The sequence below is a fragment of the Enterococcus sp. CWB-B31 genome (assembly GCF_020567645.1).
In the GTDB taxonomy this organism is placed as follows: Bacteria; Bacillota; Bacilli; order Lactobacillales; family Enterococcaceae; genus Enterococcus_L.
The window spans coordinates 1-21,551 of the sequence record NZ_JAJDJW010000023.1 but is presented as its reverse complement, the minus strand read 5'-3'; the positions used below and the strand labels follow the sequence as shown (position 1 = coordinate 21,551).

General features: G+C 38.3%; 16 protein-coding genes. 15 read left to right on the top strand and 1 reads right to left on the bottom strand.

The features are described from left to right. Positions 1–250: 250 nt before the first annotated feature. From LI954_RS15025 to LI954_RS14980, 10 genes are all read left to right on the top strand, one after another. Positions 251–1,165, top strand: a complete 915-nt coding sequence (locus LI954_RS15025; RefSeq protein WP_229444845.1) for a hypothetical protein — start codon at positions 251–253, stop codon at positions 1,163–1,165. 245 nt (positions 1,166–1,410) lie between these two features. After that, positions 1,411–2,748 carry a UDP-N-acetylmuramate--L-alanine ligase gene (gene murC / locus LI954_RS15020; protein ID WP_202067349.1) on the top strand — a complete coding sequence of 446 codons (1,338 nt, stop codon included), beginning with the start codon at positions 1,411–1,413 and terminating at the stop codon, positions 2,746–2,748. 1,006 nt (positions 2,749–3,754) lie between these two features. Further along, complete coding sequence (gene licT / locus LI954_RS15015; protein WP_229442186.1) at positions 3,755–4,606, top strand: BglG family transcription antiterminator LicT; 852 nt, start codon at positions 3,755–3,757, stop codon at positions 4,604–4,606. 138 nt (positions 4,607–4,744) lie between these two features. After that, positions 4,745–6,643 carry a beta-glucoside-specific PTS transporter subunit IIABC gene (locus LI954_RS15010; RefSeq protein WP_229442184.1) on the top strand — a complete coding sequence of 633 codons (1,899 nt, stop codon included), beginning with the start codon at positions 4,745–4,747 and terminating at the stop codon, positions 6,641–6,643. Between the two features lie 260 nt (positions 6,644–6,903). After that, positions 6,904–8,334: a glycoside hydrolase family 1 protein gene (locus LI954_RS15005; RefSeq protein ID WP_324254766.1), complete on the top strand. Its 1,431-nt coding sequence runs from the start codon at positions 6,904–6,906 to the stop codon at positions 8,332–8,334. Positions 8,335–8,664: 330 nt separating this feature from the next. After that, positions 8,665–9,156, top strand: coding sequence for a MaoC/PaaZ C-terminal domain-containing protein (locus LI954_RS15000; RefSeq protein ID WP_202067346.1), 492 nt, complete (start codon positions 8,665–8,667; stop codon positions 9,154–9,156). Further along, the gene (locus LI954_RS14995) at positions 9,143–9,829 is read left to right on the top strand and encodes a Bax inhibitor-1/YccA family protein (RefSeq protein WP_229444841.1); all 687 of its coding nucleotides are present in this window, start codon (positions 9,143–9,145) and stop codon (positions 9,827–9,829) included. Before LI954_RS15000 ends, LI954_RS14995 begins: the two co-directional genes overlap by 14 nt. A 71-nt stretch (positions 9,830–9,900) precedes the next feature. Beyond that, the gene (locus tag LI954_RS14990) at positions 9,901–10,266 is read left to right on the top strand and encodes an MmcQ/YjbR family DNA-binding protein (protein WP_202067344.1); all 366 of its coding nucleotides are present in this window, start codon (positions 9,901–9,903) and stop codon (positions 10,264–10,266) included. A gap of 144 nt (positions 10,267–10,410) precedes the next feature. Then, positions 10,411–12,789 (top strand): ATP-dependent DNA helicase, encoded by a 2,379-nt coding sequence (locus tag LI954_RS14985; RefSeq protein WP_229444840.1) that lies wholly within the window; start codon positions 10,411–10,413, stop codon positions 12,787–12,789. Next, positions 12,786–13,754, top strand: coding sequence for an asparaginase (locus LI954_RS14980; protein WP_229442179.1), 969 nt, complete (start codon positions 12,786–12,788; stop codon positions 13,752–13,754). Before LI954_RS14985 ends, LI954_RS14980 begins: the two co-directional genes overlap by 4 nt. Before the next feature lie 1,451 nt (positions 13,755–15,205). On the opposite strand, the gene LI954_RS14975 is transcribed toward LI954_RS14980, so the two are convergent. Further along, positions 15,206–15,700: a YajQ family cyclic di-GMP-binding protein gene (locus LI954_RS14975; RefSeq protein WP_229444839.1), complete on the bottom strand. Its 495-nt coding sequence runs from the start codon at positions 15,698–15,700 to the stop codon at positions 15,206–15,208. Between the two features lie 323 nt (positions 15,701–16,023). Between LI954_RS14975 and LI954_RS14970 the strand changes: the two genes are divergently transcribed. The 5 genes from LI954_RS14970 (at position 16,024) to LI954_RS14950 (ending at position 21,374) form a co-directional block, all read left to right on the top strand. Then, on the top strand, positions 16,024–16,914 hold the full coding sequence (locus LI954_RS14970) for a YitT family protein (RefSeq protein ID WP_420705935.1): 891 nt from the start codon (positions 16,024–16,026) through the stop codon (positions 16,912–16,914). Positions 16,915–17,293: 379 nt separating this feature from the next. Continuing rightward, complete coding sequence (locus LI954_RS14965; protein ID WP_202067338.1) at positions 17,294–18,160, top strand: class II fructose-bisphosphate aldolase; 867 nt, start codon at positions 17,294–17,296, stop codon at positions 18,158–18,160. Between the two features lie 277 nt (positions 18,161–18,437). After that, positions 18,438–19,718: a UDP-N-acetylglucosamine 1-carboxyvinyltransferase gene (locus tag LI954_RS14960; RefSeq protein ID WP_202067337.1), complete on the top strand. Its 1,281-nt coding sequence runs from the start codon at positions 18,438–18,440 to the stop codon at positions 19,716–19,718. Continuing rightward, the gene (rho, locus tag LI954_RS14955; RefSeq protein ID WP_202067336.1) at positions 19,715–21,010 is read left to right on the top strand and encodes a transcription termination factor Rho; all 1,296 of its coding nucleotides are present in this window, start codon (positions 19,715–19,717) and stop codon (positions 21,008–21,010) included. Before LI954_RS14960 ends, rho begins: the two co-directional genes overlap by 4 nt. Positions 21,011–21,110: 100 nt before the next feature. After that, entirely contained in the window at positions 21,111–21,374 is a 264-nt protein-coding gene (locus tag LI954_RS14950; RefSeq protein WP_202067335.1) for a type B 50S ribosomal protein L31, read from the top strand. Positions 21,375–21,551: the final 177 nt, after the last annotated feature.

Genomic DNA, 21,551 nt, shown 5'->3' with positions numbered 1-21,551 from the left:
TTTAAGCCTGTTTTGAGTGATTAGATTAAAAATAAAAAGGTTTATGACAGCAGAAATTAATCATCAGTCTCTTTTGTGATATTTCCTGTTGAATAAACAAGCAAAGGCGGAAGCCCTCTCAAATTTTTACAAATCAGTTAATAATTTCTTGTATTTTAAAGATTTTGATTGTAAAAATGAAGGAAGCAGTTTAGAAAATAGTTTGTTTATGGTAGAATTAGCCGAAAGCAAAAATAAAGGAATGACGTAAATGGGAAACCCGGCACAGGTAACAAGAAGATATTCTCGATTTCCAGCTTTTGATGATGAAGTTGGCGTAAAGATAACCCCTGAAACAAAGCGCTATTTATTCAAAGACGAATCGTCTATGCTTCAAAGCAGTGATGGAAATACAACGATGTATGCAGAGATGGATACAGCAACACAGAACAAGCCAAAAACAAATCCGTCCCAAGCTGCAGGCAGATCTGATTTGAAGCCAGCGCATACCAAAGAACAAATCGAAGAATTAAAAAAGCATAAGTTGAATCTTCCTGATTATACAATAAACCGCAGCAGAGCAGCGGAACGTCAGAAGAAACCAAACTTATTTGGAAACATGCATAAGAAGAGTAAGGAAAACTTTGAAACGGCTGCGTTCAATAAACGAACCACTACCAGAAAAGTCACTTCATTTGGCGAGCCGAAAAAACAGGATCAAACCTACTTTGTTCCTACCTATGTTCCTGCATCTGTTATTCCAGATCAGCCAGCAGAAGAAGCAATTATATCTGATCAAGAATTGCTGGCCGCTATGCGGAAAGAACCTAAATCCTATCTGCTGATGGATCATGAGGATACCCAGTTTAAAGAAAAAAAGGAAAATGATCCGTCTGTTCAGAAATTTAATGTTCCAAAGGAAACACCGGAAATTCCGCTGACACGACGCCAGTATCAGCAAATTCGTCCGAACATGAAGCGTTTTGATCTAAAAGGGGAAGAAAATTTGCCGCGTTCACGTTCAGAGCTGAAATCAGCTAAAGAACAGGCAAAGAATCAGACGGCGTATGGTCAAAAGGTTTCTGAAGCAGAACAGGAACAGAAAAAGGGGATACTTGATAAATCGTTAAGCGGCATTATTGAAGATTCCCATGCTGAAATGGAAAATACAAAATATTTCAGTTAAATACGATAGATGAAAAAAGCGTACGACCATCCAATGGTCTGCGCTTTTAATCTATCTGTCCCGCTGTCAGAAAAGGAACTTCCAATCCAGCTCTATTTATTTGTTAGAATATTACTGGTTATTGTGAATTATTTTTTAGTTGATTATTTTTCTGTTTTATATGATAATGAGAAACGTACAATTTTAGCATAATTTTAATAAATAAAAGTCAATTTACATATAGAGATTAAGAGAAGAGGATCATAATGGAAAATCGTGAAAATCAACTGTATCATTTTGTGGGAATTAAAGGCTCTGGAATGAGCTCTCTTGCCCTTGTTTTATTTGAAAAGGGATATAAGGTTCAAGGCTCTGATGTGGAGGAGTACTTCTTTACACAACGGGACTTGGAAAAAGCAGGAATTCCCCTGCTGGTATTTGATGCAGAGAATATCACAAAAGATATGACAGTAATTGCCGGAAATGCGTTTCCTGACTCACATGAAGAACTGGTGCGTGCAAAGGAGCTTGGAGCAGAAATTATTCGCTACCACGATTTTATTGGGAAATTCATCCAGCCTTATACAAGTATCGCTGTAACTGGCTCTCATGGTAAAACCGGTACAACAGGATTGCTTTCTCATATATTGAGCGGCATCAAACCAACCAGCTACCTGATTGGCGACGGCACAGGTCATGGTGTTCCCGATGCAGAATTTTTTGCATTTGAAGCCTGCGAATATCGTCGGCACTTTTTAGCATACTCTCCTGACTATGTAATAATGACGAATATTGATTTTGATCATCCAGATTATTACAAGAGTATTGATGATGTATTTTCAGCATTTCAAAAAATGGCAAATCAGGTTAAAAAAGGAATTTTTGCGTATGGTGATGATAAGTATCTTCGTAAGCTTGAAGCGGATGTTCCTATCTATTACTATGGCATGAATGAAGAGGATGATATTCAGGCTAAAAATATTGAACGGACAACAACTGGTTCCGTTTTTGATGTTTACCATGGCAAGGAATTTGTCGGGCACTTTGATCTTCCTGCTTTTGGCGAGCATAACATTATGAATGCCTTGGGTGTGATTGCTGTTGCTTATTTTGAAGGTCTGAATATGGAAAAAGTTGCTGAAGAAATGCTGACTTTTAAAGGTGTGAAACGCCGCTTTACTGAAAAAAAGGTTGGAAAAGTTGTCATTGTGGATGATTATGCGCATCATCCAACTGAGATAAAAGCAACCATCGATGGTGCCCGTCAAAAATATCCGGATAGAGAAATTGTTGCTGTTTTTCAGCCTCATACCTTTACCAGGACCATTGCATTGATGGATGAATTTGCAGAAGCTCTGGATTTGGCTGATTATGTTTTCCTGTGTGACATCTTTGGCTCTGCCAGAGAAGAGCAGGGAAATGTTAAGATTGAAGATCTGGGTAATCGAATTAAAAAGGGCGGTCAGGTTATTCAGGAAGACAATGTCTCTCCATTGCTTGATTATGAGGAAGCAGTAGTTGTTTTCATGGGAGCCGGAGACGTACAAAAATTCGAACAAGCTTATGAAACACTTTTAAGTAATACAACTAGAAATGTACTGTAATTTTGAAATCTATGAATAAAGTCAATTTTAAACTGTAGAGAACTGTTCGTTTATCCGACGATTCTTTACAGTTTTTTTATTTTAGATTTCTAAAAGAGGGGCAGTAATAGTTTCAGAAGATGGGGATGATTATTATTGATTTCTGGAAACTTAGAAAGTATGCTGATTTAAAATACTTTTTTATGAGAATAAATAATTCGAAGGGTTTCTATAAATTTTTGGTTTGTTTTATAGTACATAATTTTTTAATAAAAAAATCTGTTCAATAGAATTGAACCTGCCTGCTATTGTCTGGACTTTCGTAATTTATATTTAGGACCTGACTGAAAATAATAGCAAAAAATCTTTGTACTATTTTCATGAAAATCATCATTATAAAGACTCGTTTATAAAATATATCGCCAGTCCTTCTTACCTAGTGTTAAGCTAGAAGGATGGTATGCAAAGCTCTGATGAAATAAATGAATAAACAGGTATGCCCCGTCTAAGAGATTGCTGGTATGCGTACGAGGATAAGTCTTATTTTTCCAACTATTGTCTGTAGAAAAATGAATATACTAAAATGAGCCAATTTCATTTAAGGGATATCTGTTGAAACTACATATACTATTCCACTAACGAACTTTCTACTACAAAAAAATTTGTATCTATAAGACTCACTAAACTACACTACACTTCGTTTCGATCTCATCAATTTCTAAATGGCAAAGCCACTAAGAATTGAAGGACCTTGTTCGCTTCTCGATAGTCTTAGACACGCTCCAGTCTTATAACAATAGCTGGGAAGTTTTTTATACATCATTGGGCTTGTTTAAATCACCATTAGTTTTTCATTTGAAAAACTTAAAAATTCGTTGACAGCGTTTTCTTAATGGTGTATATTTGGCTTAATAAATGGATAGTTATTATTAAGTTAAGCTAGACCTAAACAATACCTGCAAAGGATAATGTTTAGGTCTTTTTCTATGTTCAGGTTTGGGTTACAAACAAATGGGGGTAGGTTGTTTTGAAAATTCTAAGAATTCTAAATAATAACGTTGTGATTGTTTTGAATGAGGATAATGAAGAAGTGATATTAACAGGAAATGGTTTAGGATTTCAAAAGAAGCCTGGTACTGAAGTGGATAACTCAAAAATTGAAAAAGTATTTGAGCTGAAAAATCAGGTGGAGACAGAACAAATTAAAAAATTATTCTCAGAAATACCTGAAGAAATAATAGATATTTCTTACAAAACAATTTCAAATGCTAAAAAAATTTTGAATAAAGAATTGAATGAAACATCATTTATTGCAATTGCCGATCACTTGCATTCATCTATCCAGCGCAGCAGGAAAAATATCCAAGTAAAGAATTTTCTGCTTTGGGATATTAAGCGCTTTTTCCCAGAGGAATTGGAGATTGCCAGAGAGACCATTCGAACAGTCAACTATCAGTTAAATGCAGAGCTAAGCGACGATGAAGCAGGGTTTTTAGCATTGCATATTACAAATGCTGAAATTGACAGTAATCATGATGATGCAGTCAGTCTTACACAACTGATTGAAGAAATATTGACGGTCATAAAATATACCTTGCGTATTAATTTTGTTGAAAATGATATTTATTTTCAACGGTTTATTACACACTTAAAATTTTTTTCAGAACGCGTATTACGCGATAACCCCGTAGATCAGGAAGAAAATCAGATTGAGAATGAGCTGTTTTCTCTGGTCAGTAAACAATACCCGGAGGCTTTTGAAGCAACGAAGAAAGTTTCTGAATTGTTAAAAACCCGTCGTGATTATGATATTTCAAAGGATGAGCAGGTTTATATCACAATACATTTAGCCAGAATCATTGAAAAAAACTGTGACTGAGGAAGTAAATTCCTTAAGATAAAAAAGGAAGAAAGGAGCGCAGAATGACAGTATACCTGTGGAAAGGATCTGGATCGTGACATTGAGTTGGCGAGACCTCTGAATAAAAATAATAAACATAAATTTGGAGGAAAGAAAATGGGTAAATACGAGGAGTTAGCAAAAAATATCGTGCGAGAAGTTGGAGGCAAGGAAAACGTTAATTCATTAACAAACTGTATTACACGCCTTCGTTTTAAATTGAAAGATGAAAGTAAAGCAAATACAGAAGTATTGAAAAATATGGATGGGGTTGTTACTGTTATGCAGGCGGGCGGACAATACCAAGTAGTTATTGGGAATCACGTTCCGGATGTTCGTAAAGACGTAGACAGTGTTTTGGGCGTATTGGAGCCGGTAGTTGATGATGGACCTAAAGGGAACTTATTCGATCGATTTGTAGACATGATTTCAGGCATTTTTCAGCCAATTCTTGCACCATTATCTGCAGCAGGTATGCTGAAAGGTGTGAATGCAGTTTTGGCATTTGCTTTAGGTGCTGAGTTTTCAGCAAGCTCAACATACGCTGTTATTAACGCTATGGGAGACGGCTTGTTCCTGTTTCTGCCGATCTTTATCGGATATACAGCAATGAAAAAATTTGGCGGTTCTCCATTCCTTGGAATGATGATCGCTTCAAGTTTAGTTTATACTGGCTTTATTGACGGTTCTGCAACAGCAGTATTTGCTGAAAGCGGAGGTCTGAATTTCTTTGGAATTCCATTCTCGATCCCAGCTGCTGGTTACGGTTCAACCGTTATGCCGATCATTGCGTCAACAGCATTTGCTGCGCTGCTTGAGAAGCAGCTGAGGAAGATCATTCCAGATGTAGTAAAACTATTTCTGGTGCCATTCTTTACAGCATTAATCACAATCCCATTGACCTTCTTAATTATTGGACCGATCATGAACGTGGTTGCTGATGGCTTGGGAAATGGGCTGCTTGCTGTTCAAGATTTCAATCCAATTATTTTTGGAGCAATCCTTGGATTCTCTTGGCAGATTCTCGTAATGTTCGGTATGCACTGGGCACTGATTCCCTTTGTTATTATTGCCCTATCTCAAGGTGAACCAACTGCCCTGTTAACTGCATCAGGAAGTGTATCTTTTGCCCAGACAGGGGCTGTTCTTGCAGTAATGCTGAAAACAAAAAATGCAAAATTGAAGGAACTATCTATACCTGCTTTCATTTCAGGAATTTTCGGAGTAACTGAACCGGCAATTTATGGTATTACTTTACCGAAAAAGAAACCTTTCTGGGCTTCTTGTGCTGTCGGTGCTGTTACTGGAGCAATTGCAATGGGCTTGGGTATTCAAGCATATCAAATGGGTGGGCTTGGAATCTTTAGATATACCGGTCAAATTTCCCCAGATGGAGATATCAAATTTGCAGTTTATAGTATGATTTTAGATGCAATTGCTGTTGCAGCTGGTTTTGCACTGGCTTGGGTATTAGGATTTAAAGATGATGAGCCTACGGCAGCTCTGTCAAAAGAAGAGGCAAAAAAGGCGGCTATCGGTCAAAAAAAGCAATTGGGTAAAGAAGAAGTTGATTCACCACTGGAAGGAAATGTTCTTCCTCTTTGTGAAGCTAGAGATGCTGCGTTCTCAGAAGGTATTATGGGGAAAGGTGTTGTGATTGAACCAACTGTTGGTGAGGTTGTTGCACCATTTGACGGAACAGTAATGACGCTGTTCCCTACAAAACATGCCATTGGTTTAATTTCAGACAATGGAACAGAGGTGCTGATTCACATAGGTATTGACACTGTGCAGCTTGAAGGAGAAGGATTTGAAGCATTTGTTGAACAACATGCAAAAGTGAAAAAAGGTGATAAGCTGGTGACTTTTGATATTAAAGCGATTGAGGAAGCCGGTTACAGTACACAGGTACCAATTATAGTTACAAATACACCGGATTATGCGGATGTGATAGCATCTTCCAAATCATCAGTGAAAAAAGGCGAGGTACTGATTACTGCTGTCATCTCAAACTGATAAGCTAATACAGCAAACGATGAATTAACGACAGCGGTCGGAAAATTTTATCAGCAAAGTAGGCTGTGACAAAGCTTCCCCATACGTCGAGTCATCGCAGGAGCAAATGACTTTATGTTCCTACGCTTCTTACGAATGCTCGGATCATACAAAGACTAGAGTACCGTTTATTCGGCTTTAGGGGTCTGGTCTCAGACATACTTATGTCACAGGCCCCTTCTGTTTTAAAAAATGATATTAATCAGCAAAGGAGATAAATGATGAGTTTTCCAAAAGATTTTTTATGGGGCGGTGCAACAGCTGCCAATCAATGTGAAGGGGCATGGAATGTAGACGGTAAAGGAGATTCCATCAGTGATCATAATAGAGCTGGAAGTCGTACTTCCGGCATACATCGTTCATTTGATCCGGTAATTGATACAGATAAATATTATTATCCAAGTCATACAGGGATCGATTTTTATCATCGGTACAAAGAGGATATTGCACTATTTGCAGAAATGGGTTATAAAGTTTATCGCATGTCAATCGCATGGACACGGATTTTCCCCAACGGCGATGAAGAGACACCAAATGAAGCAGGTTTACAATTTTATGATGATGTATTTGATGAGCTGGCAAAATATGGGATCGAACCACTTGTGACTATTTCGCATTTTGAGCTGCCCTTTCATTTAGGAAAAACATATGATGGTTTTCTGGATAAACGAACAATCGGCTTTTATGAAAACTATGCGACCACTCTTTTTGAACGCTACAAAGACAAAGTGAAATACTGGCTGACTTTTAACGAGATTAACTTTGGAACAATGGAGCATGGAAAACGGATTAATGGTCTGTTCAATCGTGAGTATACGGAAACAGAACAGTATCAGGCACTGCATAATGTTTTTCTTGCTTCAGCACGTGCAGTAGTTGCCGGTCATAAGATTAATCCCGAGTTTAAAATTGGCTGCATGCTGGCATATATAACCATGTATCCAAAAACTTGTCGTCCGGAAGATGTTCTGAAAACACAGCAAATTAATGATAAATTCAATTACTTCTGCGGTGATGTTCAGGTTAAAGGGAAATATCCATATTTTATTAAGTGCTATTTTGAAAAAAATGACATTCAGATTGATATCACAAAAGAAGATGAAGAGCTGTTAGCCGCTGGAACGGTGGATTATTACACATTCAGCTATTATATGACGACTTGTGTGACTGATGATATTGACAATCGTGATGATAAAACGGGTGGAAATCTTTTCGGCGGAGTGTCTAACGAATATCTGGAAACAAGCGACTGGGGGTGGCAAATCGATCCTGTTGGATTGCGCTACACACTAAATCAGATTTATTCACGTTATGAAGTTCCGCTGATGGTCGTTGAAAATGGATTAGGTGCTTTTGATAGCGTTGAAACAGACGGTTCGATTAATGATGACTATCGTATTGATTACTTCAAGCGCCACATTATTGAAATGGAGAAAGCCATTGATGATGGGGTAGACTTAATCGGCTTCACTCCATGGGGCTGTATTGATGTTATCAGTGCTGGAACTGGTGAAATGAGCAAACGCTATGGCTTTATCTATGTAGACCGTGACGATGAAGGAAATGGCTCGCTGGAAAGAAGCAGAAAAAAATCTTTCTATTGGTACAAACAGGTCATTGAATCAAATGGTGAAAATCTTTTAAATGGCTGAGTTGAACAGGTTGTATTAGATTTTTTCAGTCATTAAAAATGAATACAGAAAAAGGTTTGGATGAGAGAAATTCCAAATCTTTTTTTGCTGAGAAAAAATGTTTAAAAATGTAAGCGAAAGGGATATCAAGCATTTTTCAGGAAGTGAAAAGAGGAAGAAAAATGGTTGTCCGAAACGCTTTTACAACTAAATGATGCATCCTCAAAATGCGGATTAGCAGTCTCTCATTATCGAAGTATGCACCCAAATGTGTTGCTTCCCGTTTCCCCCTACTTGCCTTTTGCAGTGTTTTTGGTACAATAATCTTATCATTAATGGAGGTGTACTAATTTGAACATCGGAAAACCGAGAAAATTAGGCAAAACCATCGAAGATATTGAGGAAGGTGATTCGTTGTCTTTGACGGAATCAATCGAAGACAAGGATCTGCTGCTTTATTTAGGCTTAACGAATGATGCAAACCCTCTTTATATCCAACATGATTATGCCAAACAAACTGAATATCAAAAGCCGATCGTACCATCGATCATGTTGATGGGCATCATAACAAGTGCCATTTCAAAGCATTTGCCCGGACCGGGCTCTCACGTTGTCAATTTTTCCATTAACTTTCTGGAACCAGTTTTTCACTATGAAACACTGACGTTTCAATTTGAAGTAATCAAAATTGACAAGATGAAAGATGTTGTTACAATCTCAATTGAGGCAGTTAACGAAGAGGAAAACAGAGTATTGGATGCTGTTGTATTAGTACAGCCGCCAAAACATGTAGATTTAGAGGAACCAGAAGAGAAAGAAGGGGTCAGAAATGAATCAGTTTGAAACAACGAAAATCCAAGAGGGACTAAATAATTTTTATGCAAAAGTTTATGGCTTTTTGGCAATGGGAATCGGAATCAGTGCCATCATTTCTTACATTGTTTTAGAAGTTTATGCTTACCAAATTTTCACGATTTTTTATAAGTATCCACTTGCCTTTACGGGGATGTGGATTGTAGAAATTGCTTTGGTCCTTTTTTTGGCTGCCAAAGCACAGAAAAATCCAACATTGGCAATTGGCGGGTTCATTGTTTATTCAATGATTAACGGACTGACTCTCGCAGTTACTGTTGCAATGTATACTCCGGCAACAGTCGTTTCGGCTTTTGTCAGTGCGGCATCTACATTTGGCTGTATGGCTTTGGTCGGTGTGTTGACGAAGAAAGATCTGTCAGGAATGGGTAGAGCATTATATGCCGCATTGTTTGGAATTATTATCGCTGTTCTGTTGAATGCGTTCATTTTCCAAAGCAGCGGAATGGATTACGCAGTATCAATCATAATTGTGCTGGTCTTTTCCGGATTAACCGCATATGACAATCAGCGAATCCGCAATATCTACTTTGAAACAAATGGAACAGCTGGAAATGGGATTGCTGTATTTATGGCTTTACAGCTGTATCTTAATTTCATTAATTTGTTTTTGGCATTCCTGCGAATTTTTTCAAGAGACTAAATCAATATTTATGGGGTTGGGAAAGGATCTCCCAGCTCCTTTTTTAATGAATGAAGGAGGCGAAACGAAAAATGGAAGAGCTGAAAGAAGTAATCAAAAAAGAAGCTGGAAAACTGCCGGGTGCCAGTGTGTATTACCGGGAAAGCTGGGGATGTGATTATTTTGATATTGCCGGAAAGTTTTTTGCATTAATGGGTACAAACAAAGAAGGTGATGAAATCTTCACCTTTAAAGGTCTGCCAGAAGAAAATGAACTGTTAAGAGAACAGTATACGTTTGTGGTTCCGGGATACTATGCAAACAAAACACACTGGAACTCAATTATCCTTAAAGACAGCACATTTTCTGAGAAAGAGTATCTTGGATTAATGAAAAAATCCTACGAACTGACTGCAGCGAAATTGCCAAAGAAGGTAAGGGAAAATCTGGTCGAATAATTTTTATTAAACATAATTGATACGATTATAGAATCTGAGAAGGACTCTGATAGGCTCCTCTTAGATTTTTTTTATTTTCTTTAGTTATCCTTTCCATTTACGAACGTATGTTTTATAATAAGAGAGATTACGAGGTGATGGAAAGTGTTTGATTCAGAAAAGATTCCGATTCGTAAACTGGTTGAATTTATTTTGCGTAAAGGAAGCATAGATGCACGAAAGACCAGCAGTCATACCGCTCAGGAAGGAGCGCGTATTCATAGAAAGATACAAAAAGAAGCAGGGAAAAACTATCAAAAAGAAATAAAAATTTCGAAAGAGATTCGATTAAATAATACATCATATTTTGTAGAAGGGCGTATGGATGGTCTCTTTAAAAACGAAGAAGAAGAAATAGTAATAGACGAGATAAAAACTTCCGAAGCGGCTTTTGAAGATTTGTATGAAGAACAGCTTGATATGTATTGGAATCAGGTAAAGTGCTATGGTGCAATATACAGTCAGCAGGAGGAACTAACTGAGGTTGTCCTGCAGCTGACCTATTATCAAACAACAACTGAGGAAATAACGAAAACTCAAAAAATTTATACACAAACAGAGCTTGGCAAGTTTTTGGATATGCTCTTGGCTGAATATGAAAAGTGGTTGATTTTTAATGAAAACTGGCGGGTAATTCGGAATGAATCACTAAAAAATCTTTCTTTCCCTTATGGTGAATATCGCAAAGGCCAGCGTGAATTGGCTGTTGGTGTTTATAAGACCATTCTTAGTGAAAAGCGTTTATTTGTGGAAGCTCCCACAGGTACGGGTAAAACGATTTCCACACTGTTTCCCTCATTGAAAGCAATGGGAGAAAAGAAAGCAGAGAAGATTTTTTACTTAACGGCAAAAACAATTACTCGTCAGGTGGCGGAAGATGCAGTTGAAGGGATGAAACAAAAAGAACTGAAGATCAAAAGTATCACGATTACAGCGAAAGATAAAATCTGTTTTCTGACAGAAAGAAACTGCACTCCCGAGCACTGTCCTTTTGCAGCCGGCTATTATGACCGCTTGAATGAAGGCTTATGGGAAATTCTTCACAGTGAGGATCAGTTCACACGACCTATTATTGAAAAATATGCACAAAAACACCAGCTTTGTCCTTATGAGTTATCATTGGATATCAGTCTTTGGTGTGATTTAGTAATTTGTGATTATAATTATGTATTTGATCCAGTCGTTTATCTTCGCCGTTTTTTTGATGAGGGTGTAAAAAAAGAGTACGTTTTTCTGATTGACGAAGCACATAATCTAGTGAATCGGTCCAGAGAAATGTATTCAGCAGAGTTATCCAAATTTCAGGTGTCTGTGCTGAAGAAACTGTTAGGGAAGAAGCAGAAGTCTTTAACTCGTACAATTAATCAAGTTATCGATGAGCTTAATCAATTGGATGAATATTGTAAAAGTGAAGAAAAAGAGTTTATTTCCCAGCCGGCTCCGATTGACAGCCTGAACAAACAGCTTTTTCGACTGACGGAAAAAATTGGCGAATGGCTGCCGCAAAATCAGGAGCTGCCGGAATTAAATCAGGTGTTGGAAATCTATTTTTCCATGTTGAACTATTTGAAAATCAGCGAATTTTATGACGATCATTATTGTACGTATATTCAAAAGAAAAACCATACAATTATAATTAAGCAGTTCTGTCTTGATCCATCCTATCTTCTGGATCAAAAATTGAGTATGGCACATACCGGAATTTTATTTTCAGCCAGCTTTACACCGCTGAGTTATTATAAAGAAATTCTGGGGGGAACAGACGAGAGTCTGACCTACAGGATTCCTAATCCGTTTCCGGAAGAAAATCAACTGCTGCTGATTGCCAATTATATTCGGACAACCTATAGAGAAAGACAAAACAGCTTGAATACGTTAATTCAAAGTCTAACGACCATGATTCAGCAGAAGAAAGGAAATTATCTCTTTTTCTTTCCTTCTTATGCATACCTGGATATGGTTTATGACGCTTTTAATGAAAAGAATCCCGATATTAAGCTGCTGATTCAACAGACTGAAATGGAGGAAAAAGAAAGAGAACGATTCCTGGAACAATTTACAGAAAAACCGAAAGAAACGTTAATTGGTTTCTGTGTTTTGGGAGGCGTCTTCTCTGAAGGGATCGACTTAAAGGGAGACCGGCTGATCGGGACAGCTATTATCAGTGTTGGTCTGCCTCAAATTAATGAAGAGCAGGAGCTGATTAAGCATTATTTTGATGAACAGGGATTGGGCTTTCAGTATGCTTATCAAATTCCGGGGATGAACAAAGTATTACAGGCAGCTGGTCGTGTGATTCGAGATGCGGCAGATAGCGGAGTTGTCTTGCTGCTGGATCAGCGGTTTGCAAGTCCGGATTATCAGCGGCTGATGCCGCCTCATTGGTATCGTGCGCAGGTTCAACCAACGCTGGCTCATTTGGAAAGACAGATCGAACAGTTTTGGCAGCCAAAAGAGAAGTTTGAAAAAGGAGTAAAAGAATGAAACGGATACTTGCTTTACATACAGGAGGAACTATTTCAATGTCAAAAGATATTGGAGGAGGGGTCGTTTTAAATGAGAAAAATCCTTTGCTGAATCAAAACGAACTGTTTTCCGAAGAAATAGAATTGATTGTAGAAGAAATGTTCAACCTTCCTTCTCCGCAAATAACATTAAGTGAAATGTTCTTATTAAAAGAACGTATTCTTGATGCAATTGAAGAAGGGATTGACGGAGTGGTTATTACACATGGAACAGATACGTTGGAGGAGACTGCCTATTTTTTGGAATTGACTGTGCCCAAAAAAATATCTGTCGTCTTAACCGGTGCCATGCGATCCAGTAATGAAATTGGCAGCGACGGGCTGTACAATTTCATGAGTGCAGTATGGACGGCTGCTTCAGATGACTCATTAGGAAAAGGAGTACTGGTTGTAATGAATGATGAAATCCATATGGCAAAGTATGTGACAAAAACGCATACAACAAATGTGGCAACATTTCGTACACCGACATTTGGACCTATTGGTATGCTGACGAAGGGAAAGACCTTTTATATAAAAGAAGTTATGCCGGAAGAGGTCTGTGATATTCAGAATATTGATGGAGAAGTATTTTTAGTGAAAGCTTACGCAGGGATGAACGGAGAGATTTTTAAACTGCTTAATACAGAAAGCCTCGCTGGACTGGTTATTGAAGCATTGGGAGCCGGCAACCTTCCGCCAGCTGTTCTGACAAATCTGCAAGTCATTCTGGATAGAGGAATACCGGTTGTTTTGGTTTCACGGTGTTCCAATGGCATTGCGGAAGATATCTATGCTTATGAAGGCGGCGGGGTCGAGCTGAAGAGACGCGGAGTGATTTTTGCCAGAGGGTTAAATGGACAAAAAGCTCGAATTCGACTGATAGTGGGCTTGAACAGTGATAAGGACAGTAAAGGACTGCGCGCCTATTTGGAAGGAGAATAACAGGTATTTTTACTAAAAAGTGTTCGAAATTAAAAGCTTCGGACACTTTTTTGTATTCTGGGAAAAGTTGGAGATCAGAGAAATAAATAGATAAAACTCTTTTGTTGTTTAAGCTCTTTTTAAGTTCCTCTTGTTATTCTTACTTTACTAAAATAAAAGCAGGTGATCAGATAACAGCGATGATCGTTATTTCCAGTTACAGACCAAGAGAAAAGGTAGTTTCAGTTGTTTGACAGCTTGGTGAGCAGATGAATAGAAAAATTCTTCTTATTGAGGGCGATGATTCTCCAGCTTTGTGTTTTAATGGAGACCATTAATCAAATGTCTGGAAAAGGCTCTAGTAAATGCTCTGTCAGTGATAGTATCTATTTTAGCCAGTAGGAAAGGATAGCCCAGAAAAAAATACTCTTCTTCTATACAGGTATTGGCTTATTTTTCAAAAAATTTATCATTATTACGGATAGGGTGCTGTATTCTCAGCGTTAAAGTATGCTGGGGGTGGCTGCAATTGCTACTTTTTTTAGCAGGCTGGTGGAAAGAGAGTACAGGCTCTTTTGGTCTGGTCCTTAATCTGATGAATTCAGTACTGACTGCTTTCACAACTAGCTTGATTCTAACGGAAATCGTTGAAATTGCAGGAACGGTTTCTCTCTATGTCTTTACTTTTTTTAATTCTACTGCTTTTTTCCTCTTTGCTGGTGTTGATTCCTTTTGTAAAATGAGGTGATTGAATGTGGCTCTTTTTGATTATTTTATTTACTGCAGTGCTGGGATTAATCTGGTCGATCATCCCTAAAGAATAGAGAGTATTTTAAAGGAGTTATAGCAGAAGATTTATTTGGGGTGATACTGGAACAAGAAGCTGCCTTGTAATGCAATAGATGTTTCAAATAGAATTCAGAACCTGTCTGAGGACTTTCGTGTGTCGCCCAAATTAAAACTAAGTTATACTTCTAATCCAAGAAACGTGGCGCATGTCCAGCAGTTGCGACTACTGGATGTGCGCCAATATAAATCAACAGCGGTTGTCGTTCGTCCAGCATTCTGCTGGATCAAAGGGGAGCAGACTCCGTTTAAAGCTTGAATGTCTGCACCTTCAAAGGATGTCGTCTGCATACAGCTGTCTCTTTATATATGGAATAAATTTTGACAAATTTATCTTCAGCAGAGCTTTGCATACCATTCTGCTAGCTGTTCCTGCAACAGTAGAAAAGCCTTGTATTTACAAGTCTCACTACATTACACTACACTTCATTTCGATCTCAACAATTTCTAAATGGCAGAGCCACTAGGAATTGAAGGACCTTGTTTGATTCTCGATGCAAACGCGTGTACTTGGAAAAGCGTTGGCAGCTGCCTCCAAAAAAAAGTGTTAGAAAAAATTTATTAAACTGACTGTAAAAAACAGCCTCAGGAAAACGCTGTTTTTGTTTTCATGAGGCTGTTTGATATTATCGATAGTTTGTAAATTGCAGTTCCAGCGGCAGATCCAGTTTTCTCAGCAATGTAATAACTTGTTGAAGGTCATCACGGCTTTTCCCTGTCACCCGAATTTTATCTTCCTGATACTGAGACTTAACTTTCAATCCGGATTTTTTTATTTCATTGTTAATCTTTTTTCCATTTTCTTTATCGATCCCGCTGATCAGCTCGCCATATTGACGTGCTGTTCCGCCAAGAGATTTTTCACTATCAGAAAACTGAATGTTTTTGATAGGTACTTCCCGTTTCACTAATTTGCTGAACAATACATCTTTTACTTGTTCAACCTTATAGTCATCATCAGCAACAACGGCCAGCCGCCCATTTTCAAGTTTAATATCAACGAGTGAATCTTTAAAATCAAAGCGATTTTTAATTTCTTTCAATGCGATTTGCATTGCATTTTTAACTTCTTCCATATTCATTTCAGAAACTACATCAAAACTTGCATCCTTTGCTGCCATTTTGTAACCCCCTGTATACTGTTGTTTTACTAATAGTATCAATGATGGCAGGAACAGACAAGAGCTTATCCGAAAAATCAGAGAGAAATCCTTTTTTTTCTTCCCATAACCTGTTATTCTTTATCAGAGAAATTATTTTCCGGAAGGTTTGGCTGGAAACATAGAGACCTTTGAAATGACAGAGTTTAGCTTATTCAGTATGCGCAATTTTGTTCTTAAGAATAAAAAACAGCTAATCTGGTTAAGATGAATATAAAATAATTGAAAGTAAAGGAGTAGAGTAGATGGGAAACGTTCTTGCTTCACGAAAGAAATCAGAATTTATGAAAAGAGTTATAGTCATTTTCCTAACCGGGCTGACAGGAGCAATGGGCTTGAATTTGTTTTTGATTCCTGCAAAAGTTTTTTCAGCTGGAATGAACGGAATTGCTCAAATTTTAGCGACACTGCTATACAGTAATTTTTCAGTCACCATAGATACAGGTATTTTTATTTTACTTCTCAATCTGCCAATTTTTATTTTAGGCTTTTGGAAGCTTGGAAAGGAAGCGACAATTTTCAGCTTTGTGAATGTTGCCTGCATTTCATTGCTTACAATGGTTGTACCTGTATATACAGTAACAGACAATCCGCTAATGAATGCAATTGTGGGCGGAGTTCTGCTTGGAATCGGTGCAGGCTTTTCATTGAAAATGGGTTTTACCACTGGCGGGATGGATGTTGTTTCTCTGGTTTTGTCTAAAACAACAGGGAGAACAGTCGGCAACTATATTTTTGCTTTAAACAGTATCATTGTCGCTATAGCCGGATTTCTGTTTAACTGGGAGAGTGCGCTTTATACGATCATTTCCATTTACTGCATGACCCAAGTGATTGATACGCTGCATACCAGTCACCAAAAAGTAACAGCAATGATTGTCACGACAAACCCTGATTCTGTTATTCAGGGGATTGCAGAACAAATTGCCAGAGGGATGACCTTGCTGCCATCAATAGGAGGGTATTCAAAAGCTGAAGGAAAGATGATTATGATGGTCATCACACGCTATGAACTATATGAATTGGAACAGGTAGTGCAGATGTATGATGAAAATGCATTTGTGAATATAGTTCCGACCCAGACAGTACTGGGGCGTTTTGCCAATGAAGAGGAACAAAGAGCATTTAAATCAACCGGAAACTTTCCTGAATTGAAAAAGCATCGGATCAAATAAAATTGTTATTAGCGGCAGCTGAAAATTTATCAAAAGCATCAAAAAAGCGTAACCGAACAGTTCTTTATAGATCGTTTGAAAATAAAATTATTGTATGGAAAGGCCTATTTCTTCAACCTATCCTGCAGAGCACGACTTAAAGTTTTATACGATCAAAAACTGAACAAGCTGTAATAGTTTAGAGGGGATTGATTGGTGTGAAAAAACCGGAGAATTTACGTCGGAGCATTTTCCATACAGACTACTTTGTGAAAGCCTGTATAAAATTTTCTGAAAGAGGTAATTTTAGTAGAAAAGTACCAAAAATAGTGATAAAATGAATCTGTTGGTTAAGGATAGCCTTAACAAATATGGTTTTTAAACTTAGGAGGAATTTTTTATGCCATTAGTATCAGGAACAGAATTTCTTAAAGCAGCACGTAAAAGCGGCTACGGTGTTGGAGGATTCAACACAAATAACTTGGAATGGACAAAAGCGATTCTTGAAGCTGCTGAAGCTAAAAAAGCACCAGTATTAATTCAGACTTCTATGGGAGCTGCAAAATACATGGGCGGTTATCAAGTATGTTACGACCTAGTAAAAGATTTAGTTGATTCAATGGGTATTACTGTACCTGTAGCACTTCACTTAGACCACGGTGAATATGAAGATGCACTGGAATGTATCGAAGTCGGCTATACTTCAGTTATGTTTGACGGATCTCATCTTCCATTTGAGGAAAACATCGAAAAAGCAAAAGACGTTGTAGCGAAAGCTCATGCTAAAGGCGTTTCTGTAGAATGTGAAGTTGGTTCTATCGGCGGAGAAGAAGACGGGATCATTGGTTCCGGCGAATTAGCTGATATAGAAGAATGTAAACAAATGGTTGCAACCGGCATTGACTACTTGGCTTGCGGAATTGGCAATATTCACGGTGCTTATCCAGACAACTGGTCTGGTCTGGCTTTTGATCACCTGCAAGCTATTGCGGACGCTGTTGGCGACATTCCATTAGTATTGCATGGAGGATCTGGTATTCCTTTAGATCAAATTCAAAAAGCCATTTCAATGGGTGTTTCTAAAATTAATGTAAATACAGAAGCACAAGAAGTATTTGCTGCTGCGACGCGTAAATATATTGAAGAAGGCAAAGACCTTGAAGGTAAAGGCTTTGACCCTCGTAAATTATTGGCACCTGGTACAAAAGCAATTACTGAACTGGTTGAACAACGTATTGAATGGTTCGGTTCTGACAACAAAGCATAATTCCTGATTCTAAGGAGCAATAAAAAACTGTCCAAGTGAAATAAGCTGGGACAGTTTTTTTAATTAACATTAAAAATTTTGGGAATGATGCTTAAAGAAAAACAGCAGCAGAATCAATATAGAGTTCAGATTTGTTGATGGAGATTTTTAAGCTCAATTGGCAGCTGTTTTGTTATTCTTGAAAAGATTTCTTTTTTATTGAAGTGTCTTGTGTTAGAATAGTTTGGGTATATTAAAAAATAGCTCAGTTTCTGACATAGTTAGGTGAGATAAATAGATGAAAAAAATAGTAATTAATGGTAATCGACCTTTAAAAGGTGAAGTCTGGGTAAGCGGCGCAAAGAACAGTGCAGTAGCTTTAATTCCAGCAGCAATTTTGGCTGATTCACCTGTTACTTTAGACGGCGTGCCGGATATTCAAGATGTTCATTCGCTGATTGAGATTCTTGAAATCATGGGTGCCAAAACGACATTTAAAGACAATACGCTGGTGATTGATCCAACTGAGATTGTTTCAGTCCCAATGCCTACAGGTAAAATAAACAGCTTGCGGGCTTCCTATTATTTTATGGGATCTCTATTGGGAAAATTTGGTGAAGGAGTCGTTGGTCTTCCGGGAGGCTGCTATTTAGGTCCTCGTCCAATCGATCTTCATGTGAAAGGCTTTGAAGCATTAGGTGCGGCAGTTACCAATGAACATGGTGCGATGTATTTGCGTACAGATGAGGAGCTTACCGGAACCAGAATTTTTATGGATATGGTTTCTATCGGAGCAACCATTAATGTTATGCTGGCTGCGGTCAAAGCAAAAGGTAAAACAATCATTGAAAATGCTGCACGAGAGCCTGAAATTATTGATGTAGCAACATTGTTGAATAACATGGGTGCTGAAATCCGTGGAGCCGGCACAGACATCATTCGAATTGAAGGGGTAGAGGAATTGCATGGCTGCCGCCATTCCATTATTCCGGATCGGATTGAAGCCGGGACGTACTTGTCTATTGCAGCAGCAATGGGGCAGGGAGTAAAAGTTCGAAATGTGATCTATGAACATTTGGAGAGTTTTATCGCCAAACTTCAGGAGATGGGCGTCAAAATGACTATCGAAGAAGATATGATAGAGGTACATCCTTCTGATGACTTAAAAATGATTAATGTAAAAACGTACCCTTATCCAGGATTTGCAACGGATTTACAACAGCCTCTGACACCGCTTCTGTTAAAAGCACATGGAACCGGTCAGGTAGTGGACACAATCTATTCTCAACGAACCAAGCATATTCCTGAACTTGCAAGAATGGGCGCTAATGCTTCTGTTGAAGGCAATATGATTCTTTTAAACGGCCCTGCAAAGCTTCATGGTGCGGAAGTTACTGCATCTGATTTGAGAGCAGGCGCATGCCTGGTTGCAGCAGGACTGATGGCTGAAGGAACTACAACGATTTATAATGTTGAATATATTTTACGCGGTTATGATCACATTATTGAAAAACTGACAGGTCTTGGTGCAGATATTCAGATGATAGAAACGGAAAAAGAATTTGAGGTGAGTCAATGAGTGACTATTTGACGATGGCGGAACTGGAAAACAGTACGCTGAAGGATATTTACGCTTATGCAAAAGAGTTTAAAATTCCTTACTACAGTCAGATGAATAAAAAAGAGCTTTCTTTGGCAGTAATTCGTGCTCAAGCTGAGAAGCAGGGTTTCTTCTTTATGGAAGGGATTCTAGATATTGTTTCTCAGGATGGCTATGGTTTTTTGCGTCCAATCAATTATGGACCAAGTGCAGAAGATATTTATATTTCTTCCTCCCAAATTCGGCGATTCGGTCTGAGGAATGGAGATAAGGTTGCAGGTAAAGCTCGCCCGCCTAAAGAATCAGAACGTTATTACGGGTTGATGCACGTGGAGAGTGTGAATGGCAAAGATCCGGAAGAAGCAAAGCAGCGTCCGCATTTTCCTGCACTGACACCTTTATATCCGGAAAAGCAAATTCAGCTTGAAACAACACCGGGAAGAGTTTCTACTCGAATGATTGATATTTTTTCTCCAGTCGGCTTTGGTCAGCGAGGGCTGATCGTTGCTCCTCCAAAAGCAGGTAAAACCAGTGTTCTGAAGGAGATTGCCAATGGAATTACAGAAAATCATCCGGAAGTGGAATTGATCCTTCTGTTAATTGACGAACGTCCGGAAGAAGTGACTGATCTGGAACGCAGTGTCAAAGGAGATGTTGTTTCCTCTACATTTGACCAGCAGCCCCAAAATCATACACGAGTAACCGAACTGGTGTTGGATCGGGCAATGCGTCTGGTTGAGGATAAACGGGATGTAGTGATTTTGATGGATAGTATCACTCGTCTTGCCAGAGCTTATAATCTGGTTATTCCGCCAAGCGGCCGCACATTAAGCGGAGGAATTGATCCTGCTGCTTTTTATAAACCAAAACGATTCTTTGGAGCTGCCAGAAATATTGAAGAGGGCGGCAGTCTGACAATTTTGGCAACAGCTCTGGTTGATACCGGAAGCCGAATGGATGATATGATTTATGAAGAATTTAAAGGAACCGGAAATATGGAACTTCATCTTTCAAGAGATCTTGCAGAGCGGCGTATTTTCCCTGCGATCGATATTAAGAAATCAGGAACCAGAAAAGAAGAGCTGCTGATGAACAGCAAACACCTTGAAGAGATTTGGAAGCTTAGAAATAACATGACTGGAGACTCGCTTGATTATACAGAGCAGTTTATCAAGTTTTTGAAAAGAACAAAGAGTAATACTGAGTTTTTTGAAGCATTTCATGATGTTTCGTTCAGTAAACCAGGTCCAAAAAGAAATTTGAAAAGATGATTGCAACCAAAATTGAAACGTGCTATTATTGTACTGTTGTATTTTGACAAAATAAACTCTGATTCAGCAAATGGCTCAGGGCGAAGGAGCGAAAAAGATTATGAAACAAGAGATTCATCCAGATTATCATCCAGTAGTTTTCATGGATTCAACAACAGGTTTTAAATTTTTGTCAGGTTCTACAAAAGCCTCTCAAGAAACAGTTGAATGGGAAGATGGCAACACATATCCATTGATTCGTGTGGAAATCACATCTGATTCTCATCCATTCTATACTGGACGTCAAAAATTCACTCAAGCGGATGGACGTGTGGACCGTTTCAACAAGAAATACGGTCTCAAAGACGCAAACGCTGGAGAATAATAAAAACGTTATTATGCCAATGTTTAGCAGAATTCTTTATAAGAAGAATTCTGCTTTTTTGTATGTTCTGAAAACCCCCAGCTATGCTGGGGGTTCTTGAGAGCTTCCAGCGTGGTAGTAAAAAAGCCTCCTAAACTGATAAGATGAAGTTGGTTTCCCGACCACCACATCAAAAGT

What these genes read in the sequence shown, in the direction of transcription:
- LI954_RS14960 (WP_202067337.1), top strand. Translation starts at nt 18,438, where the DNA reads ATGAAAAAAATAGTAATTAATGGTAATCGACCTTTAAAAGGTGAAGTC.
- LI954_RS14975 (WP_229444839.1), bottom strand. Translation starts at nt 15,700, where the DNA reads ATGGCAGCAAAGGATGCAAGTTTTGATGTAGTTTCTGAAATGAATATG.
- murC (WP_202067349.1), top strand. Translation starts at nt 1,411, where the DNA reads ATGGAAAATCGTGAAAATCAACTGTATCATTTTGTGGGAATTAAAGGC.
- LI954_RS15005 (WP_324254766.1), top strand. Translation starts at nt 6,904, where the DNA reads ATGAGTTTTCCAAAAGATTTTTTATGGGGCGGTGCAACAGCTGCCAAT.
- LI954_RS14980 (WP_229442179.1), top strand. Translation starts at nt 12,786, where the DNA reads ATGAAACGGATACTTGCTTTACATACAGGAGGAACTATTTCAATGTCA.
- rho (WP_202067336.1), top strand. Translation starts at nt 19,715, where the DNA reads ATGAGTGACTATTTGACGATGGCGGAACTGGAAAACAGTACGCTGAAG.
- LI954_RS15025 (WP_229444845.1), top strand. Translation starts at nt 251, where the DNA reads ATGGGAAACCCGGCACAGGTAACAAGAAGATATTCTCGATTTCCAGCT.
- LI954_RS14965 (WP_202067338.1), top strand. Translation starts at nt 17,294, where the DNA reads ATGCCATTAGTATCAGGAACAGAATTTCTTAAAGCAGCACGTAAAAGC.
- LI954_RS14950 (WP_202067335.1), top strand. Translation starts at nt 21,111, where the DNA reads ATGAAACAAGAGATTCATCCAGATTATCATCCAGTAGTTTTCATGGAT.
- LI954_RS14970 (WP_420705935.1), top strand. Translation starts at nt 16,024, where the DNA reads ATGAAAAGAGTTATAGTCATTTTCCTAACCGGGCTGACAGGAGCAATG.
- LI954_RS15010 (WP_229442184.1), top strand. Translation starts at nt 4,745, where the DNA reads ATGGGTAAATACGAGGAGTTAGCAAAAAATATCGTGCGAGAAGTTGGA.
- LI954_RS14990 (WP_202067344.1), top strand. Translation starts at nt 9,901, where the DNA reads ATGGAAGAGCTGAAAGAAGTAATCAAAAAAGAAGCTGGAAAACTGCCG.
- LI954_RS14995 (WP_229444841.1), top strand. Translation starts at nt 9,143, where the DNA reads ATGAATCAGTTTGAAACAACGAAAATCCAAGAGGGACTAAATAATTTT.